Source organism: Bacillus sp. FSL K6-0993 (assembly GCF_037977205.1).
GTDB classification, from domain to species: domain Bacteria; phylum Bacillota; class Bacilli; order Bacillales; family Bacillaceae; genus Bacillus; species Bacillus subtilis.
Genome location: NZ_CP150275.1, coordinates 842,954 through 861,073 on the forward strand (window position 1 = coordinate 842,954; position 18,120 = coordinate 861,073).

At 45.5% G+C, this 18,120-nt stretch carries 18 protein-coding genes; 12 read left to right on the forward strand and 6 right to left on the reverse strand.

Annotated elements, in window-relative coordinates:
- Positions 1-68: 68 nt before the first annotated feature.
- Positions 69-1,028 carry a magnesium/cobalt transporter CorA gene (gene corA, locus MHH79_RS04320; protein WP_072175490.1) on the reverse strand — a complete coding sequence of 320 codons (960 nt, stop codon included), beginning with the start codon at positions 1,026-1,028 and terminating at the stop codon, positions 69-71.
- Between the two features lie 118 nt (positions 1,029-1,146).
- On the opposite strand from corA, the gene MHH79_RS04325 reads away from it, so the two are divergent.
- The 12 genes from MHH79_RS04325 to MHH79_RS04380 all read left to right on the forward strand — a co-directional run bounded on the left by MHH79_RS04325 (position 1,147) and on the right by MHH79_RS04380 (position 14,559).
- Positions 1,147-2,010 (forward strand): DNA-3-methyladenine glycosylase, encoded by an 864-nt coding sequence (locus MHH79_RS04325; RefSeq protein WP_047182285.1) that lies wholly within the window; start codon positions 1,147-1,149, stop codon positions 2,008-2,010.
- 113 nt (positions 2,011-2,123) lie between these two features.
- The gene (rlmD, locus tag MHH79_RS04330; protein WP_015383110.1) at positions 2,124-3,524 is read left to right on the forward strand and encodes a 23S rRNA (uracil(1939)-C(5))-methyltransferase RlmD; all 1,401 of its coding nucleotides are present in this window, start codon (positions 2,124-2,126) and stop codon (positions 3,522-3,524) included.
- Positions 3,525-4,128: 604 nt separating this feature from the next.
- Positions 4,129-4,413 carry a YfzA family protein gene (locus tag MHH79_RS04335; RefSeq protein WP_047182286.1) on the forward strand — a complete coding sequence of 95 codons (285 nt, stop codon included), beginning with the start codon at positions 4,129-4,131 and terminating at the stop codon, positions 4,411-4,413.
- 746 nt (positions 4,414-5,159) lie between these two features.
- Positions 5,160-6,137 (forward strand): tRNA-dihydrouridine synthase, encoded by a 978-nt coding sequence (locus MHH79_RS04340; protein WP_100506790.1) that lies wholly within the window; start codon positions 5,160-5,162, stop codon positions 6,135-6,137.
- Positions 6,138-6,348: 211 nt separating this feature from the next.
- Positions 6,349-6,801: a DUF6884 domain-containing protein gene (locus MHH79_RS04345; protein ID WP_003233638.1), complete on the forward strand. Its 453-nt coding sequence runs from the start codon at positions 6,349-6,351 to the stop codon at positions 6,799-6,801.
- Between the two features lie 29 nt (positions 6,802-6,830).
- Positions 6,831-7,520, forward strand: coding sequence for a hypothetical protein (locus MHH79_RS04350; RefSeq protein WP_100506791.1), 690 nt, complete (start codon positions 6,831-6,833; stop codon positions 7,518-7,520).
- 232 nt (positions 7,521-7,752) lie between these two features.
- Positions 7,753-8,754, forward strand: coding sequence for an acetoin:2,6-dichlorophenolindophenol oxidoreductase subunit alpha (acoA, locus tag MHH79_RS04355; protein WP_015383114.1), 1,002 nt, complete (start codon positions 7,753-7,755; stop codon positions 8,752-8,754).
- 3 nt (positions 8,755-8,757) lie between these two features.
- Positions 8,758-9,786, forward strand: a complete 1,029-nt coding sequence (acoB, locus tag MHH79_RS04360) for an acetoin:2,6-dichlorophenolindophenol oxidoreductase subunit beta (protein WP_014476166.1) — start codon at positions 8,758-8,760, stop codon at positions 9,784-9,786.
- 13 nt (positions 9,787-9,799) lie between these two features.
- Positions 9,800-10,996 carry an acetoin dehydrogenase complex dihydrolipoyllysine-residue acetyltransferase gene (gene acoC / locus MHH79_RS04365; protein WP_309529782.1) on the forward strand — a complete coding sequence of 399 codons (1,197 nt, stop codon included), beginning with the start codon at positions 9,800-9,802 and terminating at the stop codon, positions 10,994-10,996.
- 20 nt (positions 10,997-11,016) lie between these two features.
- Complete coding sequence (acoL, locus tag MHH79_RS04370) at positions 11,017-12,393, forward strand: acetoin dehydrogenase complex dihydrolipoyl dehydrogenase (RefSeq protein ID WP_340035010.1); 1,377 nt, start codon at positions 11,017-11,019, stop codon at positions 12,391-12,393.
- Between the two features lie 115 nt (positions 12,394-12,508).
- Positions 12,509-14,326, forward strand: coding sequence for an acetoin dehydrogenase operon transcriptional activator AcoR (gene acoR / locus MHH79_RS04375; RefSeq protein ID WP_100506794.1), 1,818 nt, complete (start codon positions 12,509-12,511; stop codon positions 14,324-14,326).
- A gap of 53 nt (positions 14,327-14,379) precedes the next feature.
- On the forward strand, positions 14,380-14,559 hold the full coding sequence (locus tag MHH79_RS04380) for a small acid-soluble spore protein H (protein WP_015383119.1): 180 nt from the start codon (positions 14,380-14,382) through the stop codon (positions 14,557-14,559).
- 35 nt (positions 14,560-14,594) lie between these two features.
- On the opposite strand, the gene MHH79_RS04385 is transcribed toward MHH79_RS04380, so the two are convergent.
- From MHH79_RS04385 to MHH79_RS04405, 5 genes are read right to left on the reverse strand one after another with little or no spacing between them, the layout of a single operon-like run.
- Positions 14,595-14,924: a YnfA family protein gene (locus MHH79_RS04385; RefSeq protein WP_015383120.1), complete on the reverse strand. Its 330-nt coding sequence runs from the start codon at positions 14,922-14,924 to the stop codon at positions 14,595-14,597.
- 49 nt (positions 14,925-14,973) lie between these two features.
- Entirely contained in the window at positions 14,974-15,516 is a 543-nt protein-coding gene (locus MHH79_RS04390; protein WP_198511530.1) for a YfjD family protein, read from the reverse strand.
- Positions 15,517-15,525: 9 nt separating this feature from the next.
- A complete protein-coding gene (locus tag MHH79_RS04395; RefSeq protein ID WP_003244496.1) occupies positions 15,526-16,083 on the reverse strand; it encodes a YfjD family protein in 558 nt (185 codons plus the stop codon).
- Positions 16,084-16,114: 31 nt separating this feature from the next.
- Complete coding sequence (locus MHH79_RS04400) at positions 16,115-16,882, reverse strand: hypothetical protein (RefSeq protein ID WP_003243767.1); 768 nt, start codon at positions 16,880-16,882, stop codon at positions 16,115-16,117.
- A gap of 11 nt (positions 16,883-16,893) precedes the next feature.
- Positions 16,894-18,117, reverse strand: coding sequence for a hypothetical protein (locus MHH79_RS04405; protein WP_015482965.1), 1,224 nt, complete (start codon positions 18,115-18,117; stop codon positions 16,894-16,896).
- Positions 18,118-18,120 lie beyond the last annotated feature (3 nt).

Below are 18,120 nucleotides of genomic sequence, written 5' to 3' on the forward strand. Positions count from 1 at the left end.
ATAAACAATATGAACAGAATATGCATAGCGATCGGCTTACAACAAAAAAGAACAGCTGCTCGCTGTCCTCATTTAAAAATATTGAACCATCCTTTATGTACAAACCAAATCAGCATTCCAATCACAAGCGCGGCCATCAGGCCAAGTACAGCGAAATATCCGTATTTCCAATGCAGCTCCGGCATAAAGTCGAAGTTCATACCGTATACACCGGCAATAAAGGTGAGCGGGATGAAAATGGTTGATACGATCGTCAGTGTCATCATAATCGCATTCATCCGGTTTGAGTTTAGCGTCACGTAGCTGTCACGCAAGTCGGACGTCATGTCACGGTTGGATTCCACAATTTCAGACAACTTTAACAAATGATCATATATGTCGCTGAAATAGGCTTTCGTTTCCCGCTGCTCTTTCACATGGTCAAGGCTTAAAATCCGGTAGAGCAAATCACGCATCGGGATAATTGTCCGTCTCAAATGCAATAGGTCTGTTCTGAGATCAAACACCTCGTTCATCAGCGTCCCATACGTTTTGTGGGGACGGCTTTCTTCAATTTCATTCAGCCGGTCTTCAATTTTATACACGAGAGGAAAATATTCATCAACAAGCTGATCCATGATCATATAAGAAATATGCCCGGGCCCTTTTGTCAATATGTCCGGTGAAGCATACAAACGCTCCCGGACTTTAGCGATACCGGGCGTTTCGTGTAAATGAAAGGTGACGACAAATTTTTCGCCTTGAAAGATATCGACTTCCTCCATCTCAAGTGTTTCCTTATTCAGCGCATGAATCACGTAAAAACGATAGCCGTCATAATGGTCAAGCTTGGGCCGCTGCATATGCTGGAAGCAATCCTCAATGGCAAGCGGGTGAAAATGAAAAAAATCTCTCAATAACGCCGTTTCCGTATCCTCCGGGCCGTAAAAATCAACCCAGTACCATGCAATATCAGGCTGTTCCACTCGTTCGATCGGTATATTTTTCAGCAGCTGATGCTCTGTTGTGATTGCGGTAATGTTGATCATAAACAACCCTCCACCTGCCATTATATCATGCGGTCTTTATGAGAAAAGTATACGGTACTCTCTGCCTAATTCCAGCGGCATGTTATACTGAACAAAAACGGAAAAAAGGGTGGATCTCATGTGGAAGGAAAAAGTATCTGTCACGCCTCCGTATCATTTTGACCGCGTGCTGGACAGGCTGTCTTTAGACCCCCTCAATGCTGTTGATCGAGAGGCGAGGGAAGTCCGTGTGCCAATCAGAAATCAAGCGGGGACTGTATGTATTGTAAAGGTACAGGCGTTAGGCCATGCGGGCGAGCCTGAGTTCCTCGTCAGCGGGGAAACGGATCAGGGAGAAATGATGAAGGAAATCAAGCGGATTTTTCAATGGGAAAATCATTTGCAGCACGTTCTGGATCACTTTTCAAAAACGAGCCTGTCCGCCATTTTTGAAGAGCATGCCGGGACGCCGCTTGTTCTGGACTATAGCGTGTACAACTGCATGATGAAATGCATTATCCACCAGCAGCTTAATCTATCCTTCGCTTACACGCTAACAGAACGATTTGTTCATGCGTTTGGCGAGCAGAAGGATGGCGTGTGGTGCTATCCAAAGCCGGAAACGATTGCGGAACTCGATTATCAGGATCTGCGTGATCTGCAATTCAGCATGAGAAAAGCGGAATACACCATTGATACATCAAGGATGATCGCAGAAGGCACACTCAGCTTGTCAGAGCTGCCGCATATGGCGGATGAAGACATTATGAAGAAACTGATCAAAATCAGGGGTATCGGCCCGTGGACCGTGCAAAACGTCCTCATGTTCGGACTTGGCCGTCCCAATTTATTCCCGCTTGCCGATATCGGCCTCCAGAATGCCATCAAACGCCATTTTCAGCTGAACGATAAGCCGGCAAAGGATGTCATGCTGGCGATGAGCAAGGAGTGGGAGCCTTATTTAAGCTATGCGTCTTTGTATTTGTGGAGGAGTATAGAATAATTCGTCTGACAATGAAGGAAATCCTGCAAACGTGTTATACTAGAAAGATGTGAAAAAACCATTTCACTTTCTGCCTTCTGCAGAAAGCTTCATATAGAAACGGAGAGAACAACGTGAACCAACAAAAGAAACAGGCGCCCGTCGAACTGAAGGTCGGACAAACCTTTCCGCTGACGATTAAGCGTCTTGGCATTAACGGAGAAGGTGTCGGCTATTTTAAGAAAAAAGTCGTCTTCGTGCCCGGCGCGCTTCCTGGCGAAGAAGTTGTTGTGCAGGCCACAAAGGTCCAGCCGAAGTTTTCGGAGGGCCGCATTAAGAAAATCCGCAAGGCATCTGAGCACCGAGTGGCACCGCCTTGCCCTGTTTATGAACAATGCGGCGGCTGTCAGCTTCAGCACCTTGCATACAGCCAGCAGCTTCGGGAAAAACGCGATATCGTCATTCAGTCTCTTGAACGCCATACGAAGTTTAAAGTTGAAAACATGGAAATCAAAGAAACGATTGGCATGGACAACCCATGGAATTACCGCAATAAAAGCCAATTCCAGATCGGGCGCTCGCAAAGCGGCAGCATCATCGCCGGCTTATACGGCCTTGATTCTCATGACATCGTGCCGATTAAAGACTGTATCGTTCAGCATCCGGCAACGAACAAAACAACAGGCATCGTCCGCCGCATATTAGAGGACTTCGATGTGTCTGTTTATAATGAAAGAAAACGAAAAGGCGACGTTCGCACGATCGTGACGAGAGTCGGCTTTGAAACAGGTGAAGTGCAGGTCGTGCTTGTAACCGCAAAAGAAACGCTTCCGCACAAGGAAGAAATCGTCAAAGCGATTCAAAAGCGATTGCCAGAGGTCACATCCATTATTCAGAATGTAAACGGGGCGAAAACTTCAGTGATTTTTGGTGAGAAAACAAAACAGCTCGCCGGAAAAACAGTAATTCAAGAAGTGCTCGGCGACGTATCTTTTGAATTGAGCGCCCGCGCTTTCTTCCAGCTCAATCCGGAACAGACCGTCAAGCTGTATGATGAAGTGAAAAAAGCGGCGCAGCTGACCGGAAAAGAAAAAGTCGTTGATGCGTATTGCGGCGTCGGCACGATCGGCATGTGGGTGGCGGACGGAGCGAAGGAAGTCCGCGGCATGGACGTCATCAAGGAATCAATTGACGATGCCAAGAAAAACGCCAAAAAACACGGCATGGCAAATGCCACATACGTAACAGGAACAGCCGAGCACTGGCTCCCGAAATGGACGAAAGAAGGCTTCCGCCCGGACGTCGTCATCGTAGACCCGCCAAGAACGGGCTGTGACAGCACGTTCCTGGACACGATCAAAAAAGTCAAACCGAAACGCTTCGTCTACGTTTCCTGCAATCCATCCACGCTTGCGAAGGATTTGCAGACGCTGTCGAAGGACTATCGCGTGGACTATATTCAGCCTGTCGATATGTTTCCGCAGACGGCGCATGTTGAAGCAGTGGCGAGACTTGTATTGAAATCGTCTAACTAAAATAAGAAATACCTAATCAGACCTGGATTTCGGTAAAATAAACAATTCCGATTTCCGGGTCTTTTTCATGTGCAGCCCTTGTCCTGACTGTCTTTTCCCAATTTTATCTTCCTTCTATTCGCGGAGATCTTTATTTTAACTAGCGAAAAGAGTTGAAAAAACGTGTTGAAAAGCGGGTGAAAAACAGCGTTATTTAACCGGAAAAATTTCCTTCCAGTATGATTAAAATACATGAGTAGAATGATGTAAAATCATAGATATTTTTTCATAATTTGTAAAATTATATATTGACTTGCAGTTATGACGTGTGAAATATTGATTATAGGAATATAAGGAAAGGTATGGCGTATATCATTTCAAGAGTCATTCGATTTAAAAAGTTGAAACATTGTAATAAACGAAAGAGGTGAAAATGATGGCCAACCCCATTTTAAAATGAATAACGTATGAGCACTACAACAAATAAATAATAGTGCCGAGACGATAACAACTATTACAGTAATACCTACAATGGTTATATCCTTGCGACAATCATGCTTCATAATATAAATTTTAGATTGACACTTGGCTAAAAAGTATTGCAGAGAAGGAAATGGATAACTAAATGGATAAAGTATATAAAAAACGACCGTTATATAAAAGAAGTTGGTTTCAAACATTTTTGGCATTTTTAGTATCTCAGCTTTATTTTAATTTTGTAGAATTAACGGGATGGGGTCCTAATTATAGAGAAATGAATGGGTTCCCAGCAAACATAGTTGAACTGGATTTCTATCAAACATATCTTTCATTCTATGATAATCCATGGTTTAATATTATTACTGTTTTCTTGGGAGTTTTCACTATTATACAAATAATTACAGGTATAACAAAGGATATTCGAAATTAAAGCAATAACTTCTGATGACTTATTAATGATGAAAGAAAATGAACGCTTTCTTAATTATCTTATGAGTGAAGACTGCGACACTTAGTCAGCAGTCTATTTTATTGGTTCTGGATCAGGATTACCGAATTATAACCCTATACAAATATATAGTAGGTTGCCACTTGCTGCGTTGGTTATTTTCTAAATCATGAGCAAATCCCAAATGATTCAGATTGAAGTTCTTGAATTCTTTTAAATAAGGGTTTATTTTCTCTTCTCATCCTCTTTACTCCATGTGATTCACAAGTGGTAGCAGCTTAAGTAGGTTTTTTCATTCTCTCGAGTACTCAGTTATACCACCCCCAACTCAATTTGCTTAATCAAAGTTTATCTCTTGAAATTAGTTTTTCCGCAAATATGATATAGAGTTACGGATATGGTGTAGTGTTAAATATCTTATCTTCAATAACAGGGCAATTATTTTGCGTTGGTAATATGGAGAACTCATATGATATTCTATTTAGGTTGGAATTCTTTTTATCCAAAAAGTTCAAAAGTAAGGCCACTAAGAAAGACGAAGGTCAGCGCCAGTGTTAACCACAATATATGGTGTAGATAATCATCCCACGTGAAATGTTCAAAATTTACTATAGATTGATAAGAAATGCTTTCGCATGCGATAAGTGTAAAAAGAAAGCATTGTCAGTTTTTTAATATTGAGTTACAGGTATAGCCGTACCCCCTAATGAAAGGATTTGATTTTTGTTATGAAAGAAAATTTCTGGCGTGAACTACCACGGCCATTTTTTGTACTGGCACCAATGGAAGATGTGACAGATGTTGTTTTCCGGCATGTAGTAAGTGAAGCAGGCAGACCGGATGTATTTTTTACAGAGTTCACAAACTCAGAGAGCTATTGCCACCCGGATGGGAAAGATAGCGTGCGCGGCCGTTTGACTTTTACAGAGGATGAACAGCCAATGGTGGCCCATATATGGGGAGATAAGCCTGAAAACTTTCGTAAAATGAGTATTGGCATGGCAGAGTTAGGATTTAAAGGGCTAGATATCAATATGGGCTGTCCTGTGCCTAATGTGACACAGAACGGTAAGGGAAGCGGTCTTATCCGCCGGCCGGAAGTTGCAGCAGAATTAATACAAGCTGCAAAAGCAGGGGGATTGCCCGTAAGCGTAAAAACTAGACTTGGTTTCACGGATGTAGACGAATGGCGCGAGTGGCTGACACACATTTTGAAACAGGATATTGCCAATCTTTCTATTCATCTGCGTACAAGAGCAGAAATGAGCAAAGTAGATGCGCATTGGGAGCTCATCCCAGAGATTAAGAAACTTCGTGATGAGGTGGCACCAGATACACTTTTGACGATCAATGGTGATATCCCTGACCGCCAAACTGGCTTAAAACTTGCTGAACAATACGGTGTTGATGGAATTATGATTGGGCGTGGTATTTTTACAAATCCATTTGCCTTTGAAAAGGAGCCGAAAGAGCATAGCAGCAAGGAATTGCTTGATCTCTTAAGGCTGCATCTGGATCTTCATGATAAATATTCAGCATTAGAAGCCCGTCCGTACAAGCCTCTTCCTCGCTTTTTCAAAATTTATCTCCGCGGGTTCCGAGGGGCAAGTGAATTAAGAAATCAATGCATGAACACAAAGTCAACAGATGAAGTGCGTGCATTGCTCGACGACTTTGAAAGAAAGTATCTTGATGGGATAGAGTAACAGCAGTGCTTGATTCAAAAAAGGCTAACAAAATAAAGGGATTTTTACACCATTCTTGACTAAAATAAACCTGGATTTTCGGTAAAATAAACAATTCCGATTTCCGGGTCTTTTTTGTACGCAGCTTTTACTCAGCCTGTCTTTTCTCTAATTTATTGTCAGAAAATAATGGTATATTTAGTGGAGATATCTTATAAAGGGGGAGAGAAAAATGAAACGGCTATGCATCATCCCTTGCGGCAAGAAAAAAATCTGGGACGTCCAGCCTGATGCCGGGCCGGTAAGAGCAGAGGACGCTTATCTCAGCCCGTTTCATCAGGCGTGCGAGCGGTATGCGAAAACATTTTTCGATGAGTGGGTGATTTTGTCGGCGAAGCATGGCTTTCTTCGCCCTGATGATCTCGTTTCGGGAAATTACGATGTCACTTTTGGCACCGGTCATCCGGAAATCATGACAGCGGACGAGCTGCGCCGTCAATTTCACGAAAAAGGCTTTTCAGACATCGAAGAGCTTGTCATGCTTGGCGGGAAAAAATATCGAAGCGTTCTAAATGCCGTCATCGGAGAGCACCAGCATATCAGCTGGCCGCTATCATCATACAAAGGCATAGGCTATATGCTCCAAGCGCTGAACCGGGCTGTTGAAGAAAAGCATGAACTGTAGCACGTACATATGAAGAAAAGAGTGGGAACATGAAAAAACTTGTGTTTGGCTTGCTTGCCATTGCATTATTCGGATGCGGACTATATATCTATCATGTATGGTTCGGTGATCCATTTTCGAAAAATGCTGCAGAACAGAAGCTAGTCTCTTATGTGAAACAAACCTATCCTAAGAAAGAAATCAAGATCACGAATGGGGTATATAACGCTAAAACCTCTGAATATGTATTCGAAGCAACCTCCCAATCTCATCGCTACCCAATGTGTACGAAGGGATTTCTGCATCCTAAAGTAACGTGCGATGGAATTGAAGAAGCGTATACCGAATCAGTATCAAAACATGTAAATGAAGAAGCAACGAAGGCAATCGAAGCAGATCTGAAAAAAGCGGTTCCTCGACTTATAAAAGCTGATGCTGCTTTGAGTATTGAAAACGGACAGTTCACGTTAGATACAAAATGGAACAAACAGCTGGCTGAAAAAGCGCCTATGAGCATGACGATTCAGTTAGACGCCAGCGGGTTATCAAAAACAGATGCCGCAAAGATGGCGGAAAAGGTCAGAAAAACGCTTAATGAAAAGGGATATACATACTCAAACGGCACGATAGACTGTATGCAGAAGGACGGGGACGGCGGTATCGCATATGTCAAATATTCAATTGATTTTCTTTCAAAAGCAGCTATTCAGTCAAACGATGCAGAGAAACTAGGAAGTTAAAAAGATTTCCAAGGAAATAAATACGTCGATCATTGTCAAAGGCCGGGTGATATCCGGTCTTTTTTGCATGCTGTAAAACGAGACAAATGAATCAGTTTGAGACAAAACGAGACACACGTCTCAAACTGTCTCCAAAGTGAAGACGAGAAGACTGATTTTACGGGCTCAAAAGACTGGCACACTTCTTGCATTTATAATGGTGAACCCTAAATAGAAGGAGGCGCACAAAAAAATGGAATTGTTAAAACGAGAGGGCTTGTCATTAACTGAGGAAAAAGCGCTGTGGATGTACCAAAAGATGCTGGAGATCAGGGGCTTTGAAGACAAAGTGCATGAACTGTTCGCCCAGGGAGTGCTTCCCGGCTTCGTTCATTTATATGCCGGTGAGGAAGCCGTGGCTGTAGGGGTGTGCGCTCATTTACATGATGGCGACAGCATTACAAGCACCCACAGGGGACATGGACATTGTATCGCCAAAGGCTGTGATCTGGACGGCATGATGGCGGAAATTTTCGGGAAAGCGACCGGATTGTGCAAAGGCAAGGGCGGTTCTATGCACATTGCGGATCTTGATAAAGGCATGTTAGGCGCAAATGGAATCGTCGGGGGCGGCTTTACGCTCGCATGCGGATCAGCGCTCACGGCTAAATATAAACAGACTAAAAATGTAAGCGTTTGCTTTTTCGGGGACGGGGCAAATAACCAAGGCACCTTCCACGAAGGGCTGAATTTAGCGGCTGTATGGAACCTTCCTGTCGTATTTGTTGCTGAAAACAACGGCTATGGCGAAGCTACCCCATTTGAGTACGCATCAGCCTGTGATTCAATCGCCGATCGGGCGGCTGCTTATAACATGCCGGGGGTGACAGTTGACGGCAAAGATATTTTAGCAGTTTACCAGGCAGCCGAGGAAGCGATAGAAAGAGCAAGAAACGGCGGCGGCCCGTCTTTGATTGAATGTATGACCTACAGAAACTACGGCCATTTCGAAGGAGATGCCCAAACCTATAAAACGAAGGATGAAAGAGTTGAGCATCTTGAAGAAAAAGATGCCATTCAAGGTTTTAAAAACTACCTTTTAAAAGAAACAGATGCTAATAAGCTGTCAGACATTGAACAGCGTGTCAGCGAATCGATTGAAAAAGCCGTCTCGTTCAGCGAAGACAGCCCATATCCAAAAGATTCGGAGCTGCTGACAGATGTGTACGTGTCATATGAAAAAGGAGGAATGTAAGAGATGGCGAGAGTCATAAGCATGTCAGACGCGATCAATGAAGCAATGAAGCTTGCGATGAGAAGAGACGAAAATGTGCTTTTGATCGGTGAGGATGTCGCCGGGGGAGCGGCGGTCGATCATTTGCAGGATGATGAAGCATGGGGCGGTGTATTAGGGGTCACAAAGGGACTCGTACAGGAATTCGGGCGCACAAGAGTGCTGGACACACCGATTTCTGAGGCGGGCTACATGGGTGCGGCTATGGCTGCGGCATCAACCGGTTTGAGACCGATTGCCGAGCTGATGTTTAACGATTTTATCGGCACGTGCTTTGACCAGGTGATCAACCAAGGGGCGAAATTCCGTTATATGTTTGGCGGAAAAGCGCAAGTGCCGATTACCGTCCGCACCACATACGGAGCAGGGTTCCGGGCCGCAGCCCAGCATTCACAAGCGCTGTATGGCCTTTTCACGAGCATTCCTGGACTGAAGACGGTTGTTCCATCCAATCCGTATGATGCCAAAGGTCTTCTGCTTGCAGCAATAGAAGATAATGATCCGGTGTTCTTCTTTGAAGACAAAACGTCCTACAACATGAAGGGCGAGGTGCCGGAAGATTATTATACAATTCCCCTCGGAAAAGCGGATATCAAACGCGAAGGCAATGATGTCACGCTCTTTGCAGTCGGCAAGCAGGTCAATACCGCGCTTGAAGCGGCTGCACAGCTTTCAGAGAGGGGCATCGAAGCCGAGGTCCTTGATCCCCGCAGTCTGTCTCCTCTGGATGAGGATGCGATTTTCACATCGTTAGAAAAAACAAACCGGCTGATCATTATTGATGAAGCCAATCCGCGATGCAGCATTGCCACGGATATTGCTGCGCTTGTTGCTGACAAGGGCTTTGATTTGCTTGATGCGCCGATTAAACGGATTACAGCGCCGCATACACCGGTTCCGTTTTCACCAGTGCTTGAAGATCAATATTTGCCGACACCAGATAAAATTGTCAGCGTCACGCTTGAATTGCTTGGCGAGCCGGCAATGAATTAAAGGGGGGACACAAATGGCGGTAAAAGTAGTGATGCCAAAATTGGGAATGGCCATGAAACAAGGGGAAGTATCGATATGGAATAAAAAAGTAGGCGACCCGGTTGAAAAGGGAGAAAGCATTGCCAGCATTCAATCGGAGAAAATTGAAATGGAGATCGAAGCGCCTGAAAAAGGAACGCTGATCGACATCAAAGTGAAAGAGGGGGAAGAGGTTCCGCCTGGCACAGCTATCTGCTATATCGGGGACGCCAATGAGTCGGTGCAGGAAGAGGCGGGGGCGCCTGTTGCTGAAGACAATATGCCGCAAGCCGTTCAGCCCGTCAAACAAGAAAACAAACCCGCAGCCTCCAAAAAAGATCGAATGAAAATATCTCCAGTCGCCAGGAAAATAGCAGAAAAAGCAGGATTAGACCTAAAACAACTGAAAGGTACTGGACCAGGCGGAAGAATCGTGAAGGATGATGTGACAAAGGCGCTGGCTGAACAGAAAAAAGATCAGGCAAAGCCTGTTTCGGAACAGATAGCGCAGGAAATCCCGGTGACAGGCATGAGAAAGGTCATCGCTGCCCGAATGCAGGAAAGCCTGGCAAACAGCGCGCAGCTGACGATCACGATGAAAGCTGATATCACCAAGCTTGCCACTCTTCAAAAACAACTTTCACCAACTGCTGAAGAGAGATACGGCACAAAACTGACGATCACTCATTTTGTCTCAAGAGCCGCCGTTCTCGCTCTGCAAGCTCACCCTGTGCTGAACAGCTTTTATCAAAATGAGCGCATCATCACACATCCCCATGTACACCTTGGTATGGCTGTAGCCTTGGAAAATGGCTTAGTGGTGCCTGTAATCCGCCATGCTGAAAAGCTACCGCTGATAGAACTGGCTCAATCCATCTCAGAAAATGCCAAAAAAGCACGCGAGGGACGTGCGGGAAGCGAAGAACTGCAAGGCTCTACCTTCTCCATTACAAACCTTGGCTCGTTTGGAGTTGAGCATTTCACACCGATACTAAATCCGCCGGAAACAGGCATTCTCGGCATCGGAGCAAGCTATGACACGCCGGTGTATCAAGGGGAGGAGATCGTCAGAAGCACGATCCTGCCGCTCAGCCTGACATTTGATCACAGAGCGTGTGACGGCGCCCCAGCCGCTGCATTCCTGAAGGCGATGAAAACATATTTGGAAGAACCCGCAGCATTAATTTTATAGGAAAAGCAGGTGAAAACGACATGACATTAGCCATTATCGGCGGCGGACCTGCAGGCTATGCGGCTGCGGTTTCCGCGGCACAGCAGGGCAGAAACGTGCTGCTCATTGACAAAGGCAAGCTTGGGGGGACCTGCTTGAATGAAGGCTGCATCCCGACAAAGTCTTTGTTAGAAAGCGCAAACGTTCTTGATAAAATCAAGCATGCCGACAGCTTTGGAATCGAACTTCCGGCAGGTGCGATATCAGTCGATTGGAGTAAAATGCAAAGCCGAAAACAACAGGTTGTCAGTCAGCTTGTCCAAGGCGTTCAGTACCTAATGAAGAAAAATCGAATACAGGTTGTAAAGGGAACAGCCTCCTTTCTTTCTGAAAGAAAGCTTTTGATCGAAGGAGAAAACGGAAAAGAAATCAGAGAGGCGGACCAAGTATTGATTGCCTCCGGATCAGAGCCAATCGAGCTGCCTTTCGCCCCGTTTGACGGCGAATGGATCATCGACAGCAAAGACGCGCTTTCTCTTTCCGAGATTCCGTCTTCACTAGTCATTGTCGGCGGCGGTGTCATCGGGTGTGAGTATGCAGGGCTGTTCGCCAGATTGGGATCGAAGGTGATCATCATTGAAACAGCGGACCAGCTGATCCCGGCTGAAGATGAAGATATTGCCCGTCTCTTTCAGGAGAAACTTGAGGAAGACGGTGTCGAAGTGCATACCTCATCCAGATTAGAGCGGGTGGATCAAACGGCCAAAACGGCAATATGGAAAAGCGGTCAGCGAGAGTTTAAAACGAAGGCCGATTATGTGCTGGTGGCGATCGGCAGAAAACCCCGTCTTGACGGATTACAGCTGGAACAGGCCGGAGTTGATTTTTCTCCAAAGGGCATTCCGGTGAATGGGCACATGCAGACGAACGTGCCTTATATTTACGCGTGCGGAGATGCTATAGGGGGCATTCAGCTGGCGCATGCCGCTTTCCATGAGGGCATCATCGCTGCTTCTCATGCTTCCGGAAGGGATGTCAAAATCAATGAGAAACATGTGCCGCGCTGCATCTATACGTCCCCGGAAATCGCGTGTATCGGAATGACAGAACGACAGGCAAGAAGCATATACGGGGATGTGAAGATCGGCGAATTTTCTTTTTCCGCAAACGGCAAGGCGCTCATTAAACAGCAAGCGGAAGGAAAGGTCAAAATCATGGCTGAACCGGAATTCGGCGAAATCGTGGGTGTCTCGATGATTGGCCCGGATGTAACCGAGCTCATCGGCCAAGCGGCAGCGATCATGAATGGTGAGATGACGGCAGATATGGCGGAGCATTTTATCGCCGCCCATCCGACTTTATCGGAAACATTGCATGAGGCGCTGTTAAGCACGATCGGGCTTGCGGTACATGCATAATAAAGGAAAAAGCAGGCGCATGGATATAAGGCGCCTGCTTTTTTATTGTTGAAAGCGCTTTATTTTTCCCCTACAATAGATGAAAACGGCGTGTAAGGGAGGAGCGATCAAGGAAATGAATTCGGTCCCAAACGATTTGCAAACCTGGAAACGTTTTGTGAAAGACGGTGTGCTTGACGAAGCCCGATTAAGAAAACGGATTGCAGAGTCATGGCATCGCTGCAAAAAAGCTGAGGTCAATCCTTATTTAGAAAAAGGCCCGAAGGTTTTACAGCAAACCGAGCTGGATCAGCAGTCAAAAAAACATTCATTCTTCTTGACGACCGCAAAGCCTTACCTCGAAAAGCTGCTGCCTGCCATAAAAGAAATGGAAATGATGGCGCTGTTAATTGATTCAGACGGTGTTGTTCTGGCATTGGACGGCCATCCCCGCGCGCTCTATGAAGCCAAACGCATCAACTTTGTCGAAGGGGCATGCTGGACGGAAACGGCTGTCGGAACAAATGCGATTGGCACGGCACTCCACATCAGCGAGCCGGTTGCGATACAAGGATCAGAGCATTACTCCATTGCTTCCCATCTTTGGAACTGTTCAGCCGCTCCGATTCACCATGAGGATGGCAGCCTTGCGGGTGTGATTGACATATCGTGTCCGGCTGCAGGCGCTCATCCTCATATGCTAGGTATTGCCACTGCGATCGCCTATGCAGCTGAACGGGAACTCGCAGCTAAAAGCCGTGAGAAAGAGCTCGAGTTGATCAGCCGTTTTGGAGAGAGGGCTGCATCCAGTGTGCCGATGGTGCTATGCAATACCAAGCAGCACATCATCAGTGCGAGCATACCGATTCAAACCTCAATGCCGGATTGGCAGGGCCGGCACCTGTATGAGTTGAAGGAACGGGGCTACTCAATCGAAAAAGCTGTCACCATAGGAGATGGCGGCACTTGTTTTTATCTTTCGGAACAAAAGAAAAAGAAGGTGTTTCGATTCAATGGAGTGATCGGGAAAAGCGGCCGATCGCAAGCGATGCTGATGAACCTTGAACGTGCAGCTGCGGCAGATGCAACGGTCTGTTTGTCGGGCGAAACTGGTACGGGAAAGGAAGTCGCGGCTCGCGCGCTTCATGAGAACAGTGAGAGACGGCACGGTCCGTTTGTTGCTGTCAATTGCGGAGCGATTCCGTCTGATTTGATTGAAAGCGAACTGTTCGGATATGCAGAGGGCGCTTTTACGGGAGCGAAACGAAATGGCTATAAAGGCGCCTTTCAAAAAGCGAATCAAGGCACATTATTTTTAGATGAAATCGGAGAAATTTCCCACTCGATGCAGGTTGCACTTTTACGGGTGCTTCAGGAACGCAAGATAACGCCAATCGGCGGGACGAAAGAAATTCCGGTTGATATCAGAGTTATTGCCGCCACACATTGTGATTTACGAGAGCTTGCCGAAAACGGAAAAATCAGAGAGGACTTGTTTTACCGTCTTCATGTCTATCCAATTGAACTCCCTCCATTACGCGATCGCACCGAGGATATCCCGGATCTCTTTGAGTACTACAAACAGAAGAATCATTGGCCAGGCGAACTTCCTTCTGATTTTTGTAATGTGCTGAAGCAATGGAAGTGGCCGGGAAATATTCGCGAGCTGTTTAATGTATTTGAACGCCTTTCTATCAGATTTCCGGACGGCCGGCTGAGGGATGAATCGCTTCCTGCTTTACTGGAAGCCGCTGGATTGCCGGCCAGCTCTGCAGAAAAAAAGCCAGCTGCTGCCGGCGTGCTTACTTTTCGTGAGCAAATCCAAAAGGATATGATGATCAAAGCGCTTGAATCTGCAAAAGGAAACGTCTCTCAAGCCGCAAAAATCAGCGGGATCCCCCGAAGCACTTTCTACAAACGCCTAAAAAAATTCAACTTGTCCGCTGAATCATAAAGCATACTTCCTTCAGGAAATGGAAACGTTATGTATTGAAGGAGGGTGTTACGATGAATATTCAAAGGGCGAAAGAAATTGTAGAATCTCCCGACATGAAGAAAGTAACATATAACGGCGTTCCTATATACATTCAGCACGTGAATGAAGAAAACGGAACAGCAAGAATTTATCCGCTTGACGAACCGCAAGAGGAGCATGAAGTGCAGCTGACTAACTTAAAAGAGGATTAAACAAAAATGGCCCGCTTCATAAGCAGGCCATTTTGTTATCCGCGCGGCGCAAATAAAATAACACAGACACCGATGAGACAAATGAATGCGCCGATCCAGTCATACAGATCAGGTGTTTTCCGGTCAACAAGCCATCCCCACAGGATCGCAAGCACGATGAATACTCCGCCATAAGCGGCGTATACACGGCCGAAGGATGGGAAGGACTGAAACGTAGGAAGAATGCCGTATACAATGAGGATCAGCGCCCCGGCGATTCCGTAGCCGGCTGGCTTTGCCTCTCTCAGCCATAGCCAAACCAGATATCCGCCGCCAATTTCGGCAAGCCCTGCCGCGAGAAATAAAAGAATGGTAATCAGCATCATGAGCACTCCTCAATTTGCATTTATCTTTCATTATAGAGGAGGAGAGCTTTTAAAGCTTCGGATGATTCTCAAATTCCTTCAAATACGCTTTTCGCTGAACCTCTGTAAATTGGCTGATCCAATTGTTTTGAGCCTCTTCATTCAAATGGGGAAGTATATAGCGTTCAACCGCTTCGAAAAACAGCGGATTCGCGATGATGTTCCAGGTCGGGATTCGAACGATTCTGCCGTCTGTTTTCTCGATGATAATATCCTCAAAAAAGATCCCTTTCAAACTGTATTGATGGCGTCCCATATAAAGCCGCTTCACCTCGGAAAACAGCACGCTGCGCTTTCTCGAGAAGATTTCGCCACTAGGTCCGGTCTTTATGGTGAAAATGACATTTCCACGGCTTGTGAACGCAGGAAAAGCCATAAAGAATGTGATCAATCCATAAATCATCGCCAGTAATCCGCCGCCCAAATAAAGCAGGGCATATTTAGATTCAAACGTGAGGGCTTCAGACACCAGCCAGACTCCCACAATAAAGGCGCCCCCTGTAGCGAGGAACAGCCAAGCCCTTAGAAACATCATGCTTTTTACTTCAATCATGTGCTGCCCCTAAAGCTTCGGGTGATTCTCAAATTCCTTCAAATACGCACTGCGTTGGATGTCTGTAAACTGTCCGATCCAATTGCTTTTCGCCTCTTCATTCAGATGGGGAAGGATATAGCGTTCAACCGCTTCGAAAAACAACGGATTCGGAATGATGTTCCAAGTGGGAATGCGAATGGTCTTCTGATCAACGGTTTGGATCAATATATCTTCCTGGAAAATTCCTTTAAGACTAAATTTATGGCGGCTCATCTCAATTTTCTTGATATCAGTAAACGTAACAGACACTTTGTCAGTGAACACTTCTCCATTTTTTCCTGTCTTGATGCGGAAAATGGTATTTCCCCGCGGGGTGAAAGCCGGAAAGAAGATGATAAATAAATATAAACAAAACAAGGTGAACAGAAAGCCAGCAGGAATGGCTAATAGGTAATATTTCGTTTGAAACGTAATACCCATATAAAAGAGCCACAAACATGCTAATCCCATACCGGCAGATCCGACAAAAGCCCATATTCTCAGGAACATTTTGCTTTTGACTTCAATGATTTCTTGGTTTTTCAATGCTTTTCTCCTTTTGTTAATTCAATTCTTATCATTTTGAAATGATTTGATTTACAACATCCTTATGAGCAGGGAGGATAGAAAATTCATTCTGGGTGATGCCTGTGACAAGCCAAGTATGGTGGGCCCCCGGCAGGACAAATGCCATGTCAGCCACTTCAGGAGTGTTATCTTTGCCATATGCCAGACGCATAAGTGTATCCATTTTCCCTTTCCGCAAAGCCAGATCATTTGCAAATCGGGTAACGTCCTCTTGGTGGTCATGTTTTTCAAGGAACTCTTTTAGATATGAAGGGTTGTCTGAAGCGCCCTCCAAGAGTTTTTCAAATTCATTTGATGTCAATGTCACAATCGATTCTCTTTTATCCTCTGTATCTATTATATGTAAAAACTCATCTGTCTTAGCAAGTAACCCTTCACTTGATTCCATTTTTGTAATGCGATGGACTTGTTCATCAAAAAGGAGTTCGTGAGAGTAGGTGCCGAATTTTGATACATGGCAGGACACATTCTGTTCGGCGCCTTGCCCGTTAAATTTAGAAAGCTTCACTGTATAGTCAGCGTCGTTTAATACATGGATAAACGGACAGTACTCGTCCTTTAACCGATATTGATGGTTCCGATATTCCGCTGCATCCTTAGCTAAGAGTGAGCGGCAAGCTGCTTCGAACAAAGCGCCGAGCTGTTCATCTTCTATTTCCGGAAAATAGGCCTGCTTCAAGGCCATCCCCTGTTCAAAAAACCCTTCGCTGTAAAAGCAAAACAAGAGTTCTTCTATGCTAATTGTAAACTGCTTCATTGTTTATTCTCCTATCCAAATGAAAATTTCCCTTTAAGGAAATGGGTTGCGCCGTGTATAAGCGAATCCGCTGTTTTCTTTGCTTTTTCCATTCCTTTTTTCGCGCTGTCTATCCCTTTATGTATCGATTTATTCGCCGCATCTATGCCGTCATTCACTGATTTGACGACTTTGCCGGCGGATTCCAGCCCTTTTTTGGCTGTATCAACGACAGCATGGATCGGTTCTTTCAGCTTTAAGGCTGCTTTTTCGGCAAAACCGGCTGTATATTTGGCGATTTGTTCTCCGACGACTCCGCCAATGTATGAACCTGCTGCCCCAAGAAGGACAGTACCCACAGGTCCTGCAAAGCTTCCAATTGCACCGCCGATGACAGCACCAGCTGTGGCACCGCCGGCAACAAAAATCGTATTATTCACAGCATTCCCGACAGCCTTGGCGTTTTCACGCTTGAGAACTTCGGGTTTGTCCTGGTATTTTGCATAATTTTCAGCAATTTTCACGCCTGCTCCGAATGTTTCGGTCGCACCGGTAATCAGTGTGGCGGTAATGGCATTTCCTTTCGCGAATTTCAAGCCCGTTTTTCCCACATCCTTCAAAGTGGAGCGTACGCCGGCTTCATTAAGAAATCCTTTTGTGTAGCTTCTGACGCTGTTTGAAAAATCCACCGTGTCCTGAGGGAAGTATTTTGTAAACTTTTTATGTACCAAATCTGAAAATGGACGGTTTGTCTTTTTCAACAAATATTTAGGATTCAAAAGCACTCTTGCCGCTTTTTGATAACGTGAGCTGTCAACGGCCCTGGAAATATCCAAGAGCAGTTTTGAGTGCTGGGCTGTATGCAAGCCGCTTGGCTGTTTCACAAATTTTGTAAGCCCTAACCCGTAATATTTTCCCTGTGTCAGCATAAGAGCGGTTAAGCTTGTCATCGTACCGTATTTGTCGTAGGCATTGTAGAGCTTTCGCAAAATATCATCTTGTTCCACAAATTTATCGCCCGTTTTTCTGATGAAAATCTCATTGTCACTTAGCTTAGTGACGAGCGCTTTTCCTGAGCTCCACGCATCGCCGACTCCGGAAAAACAGCTGCTGTAGCGGGGATCGCATTGCAAAATCATCTGCCCCAGCTCCACATGCAGGTCCTTATATTTGTTTTCCATATCAGTTAATTCAGTGACTACATCATTTGCAAGCTGTTCGAGCTTATCCGGATCAACTGCAATGTTTCCTGACACACC

Excerpts from the sequence above, each read along its gene's own strand:
- corA (WP_072175490.1), bottom strand. The coding sequence starts at position 1,028 with ATGATCAACATTACCGCAATCACAACAGAGCATCAGCTGCTGAAAAAT.
- MHH79_RS04325 (WP_047182285.1), top strand. The coding sequence starts at position 1,147 with ATGTGGAAGGAAAAAGTATCTGTCACGCCTCCGTATCATTTTGACCGC.
- MHH79_RS04335 (WP_047182286.1), top strand. The coding sequence starts at position 4,129 with ATGGATAAAGTATATAAAAAACGACCGTTATATAAAAGAAGTTGGTTT.
- MHH79_RS04340 (WP_100506790.1), top strand. The coding sequence starts at position 5,160 with ATGAAAGAAAATTTCTGGCGTGAACTACCACGGCCATTTTTTGTACTG.
- MHH79_RS04345 (WP_003233638.1), top strand. The coding sequence starts at position 6,349 with ATGAAACGGCTATGCATCATCCCTTGCGGCAAGAAAAAAATCTGGGAC.
- MHH79_RS04350 (WP_100506791.1), top strand. The coding sequence starts at position 6,831 with ATGAAAAAACTTGTGTTTGGCTTGCTTGCCATTGCATTATTCGGATGC.
- acoA (WP_015383114.1), top strand. The coding sequence starts at position 7,753 with ATGGAATTGTTAAAACGAGAGGGCTTGTCATTAACTGAGGAAAAAGCG.
- acoB (WP_014476166.1), top strand. The coding sequence starts at position 8,758 with ATGGCGAGAGTCATAAGCATGTCAGACGCGATCAATGAAGCAATGAAG.
- acoC (WP_309529782.1), top strand. The coding sequence starts at position 9,800 with ATGGCGGTAAAAGTAGTGATGCCAAAATTGGGAATGGCCATGAAACAA.
- acoL (WP_340035010.1), top strand. The coding sequence starts at position 11,017 with ATGACATTAGCCATTATCGGCGGCGGACCTGCAGGCTATGCGGCTGCG.
- acoR (WP_100506794.1), top strand. The coding sequence starts at position 12,509 with ATGAATTCGGTCCCAAACGATTTGCAAACCTGGAAACGTTTTGTGAAA.
- MHH79_RS04380 (WP_015383119.1), top strand. The coding sequence starts at position 14,380 with ATGAATATTCAAAGGGCGAAAGAAATTGTAGAATCTCCCGACATGAAG.
- MHH79_RS04385 (WP_015383120.1), bottom strand. The coding sequence starts at position 14,924 with ATGATGCTGATTACCATTCTTTTATTTCTCGCGGCAGGGCTTGCCGAA.
- MHH79_RS04390 (WP_198511530.1), bottom strand. The coding sequence starts at position 15,516 with ATGATTGAAGTAAAAAGCATGATGTTTCTAAGGGCTTGGCTGTTCCTC.
- MHH79_RS04400 (WP_003243767.1), bottom strand. The coding sequence starts at position 16,882 with ATGAAGCAGTTTACAATTAGCATAGAAGAACTCTTGTTTTGCTTTTAC.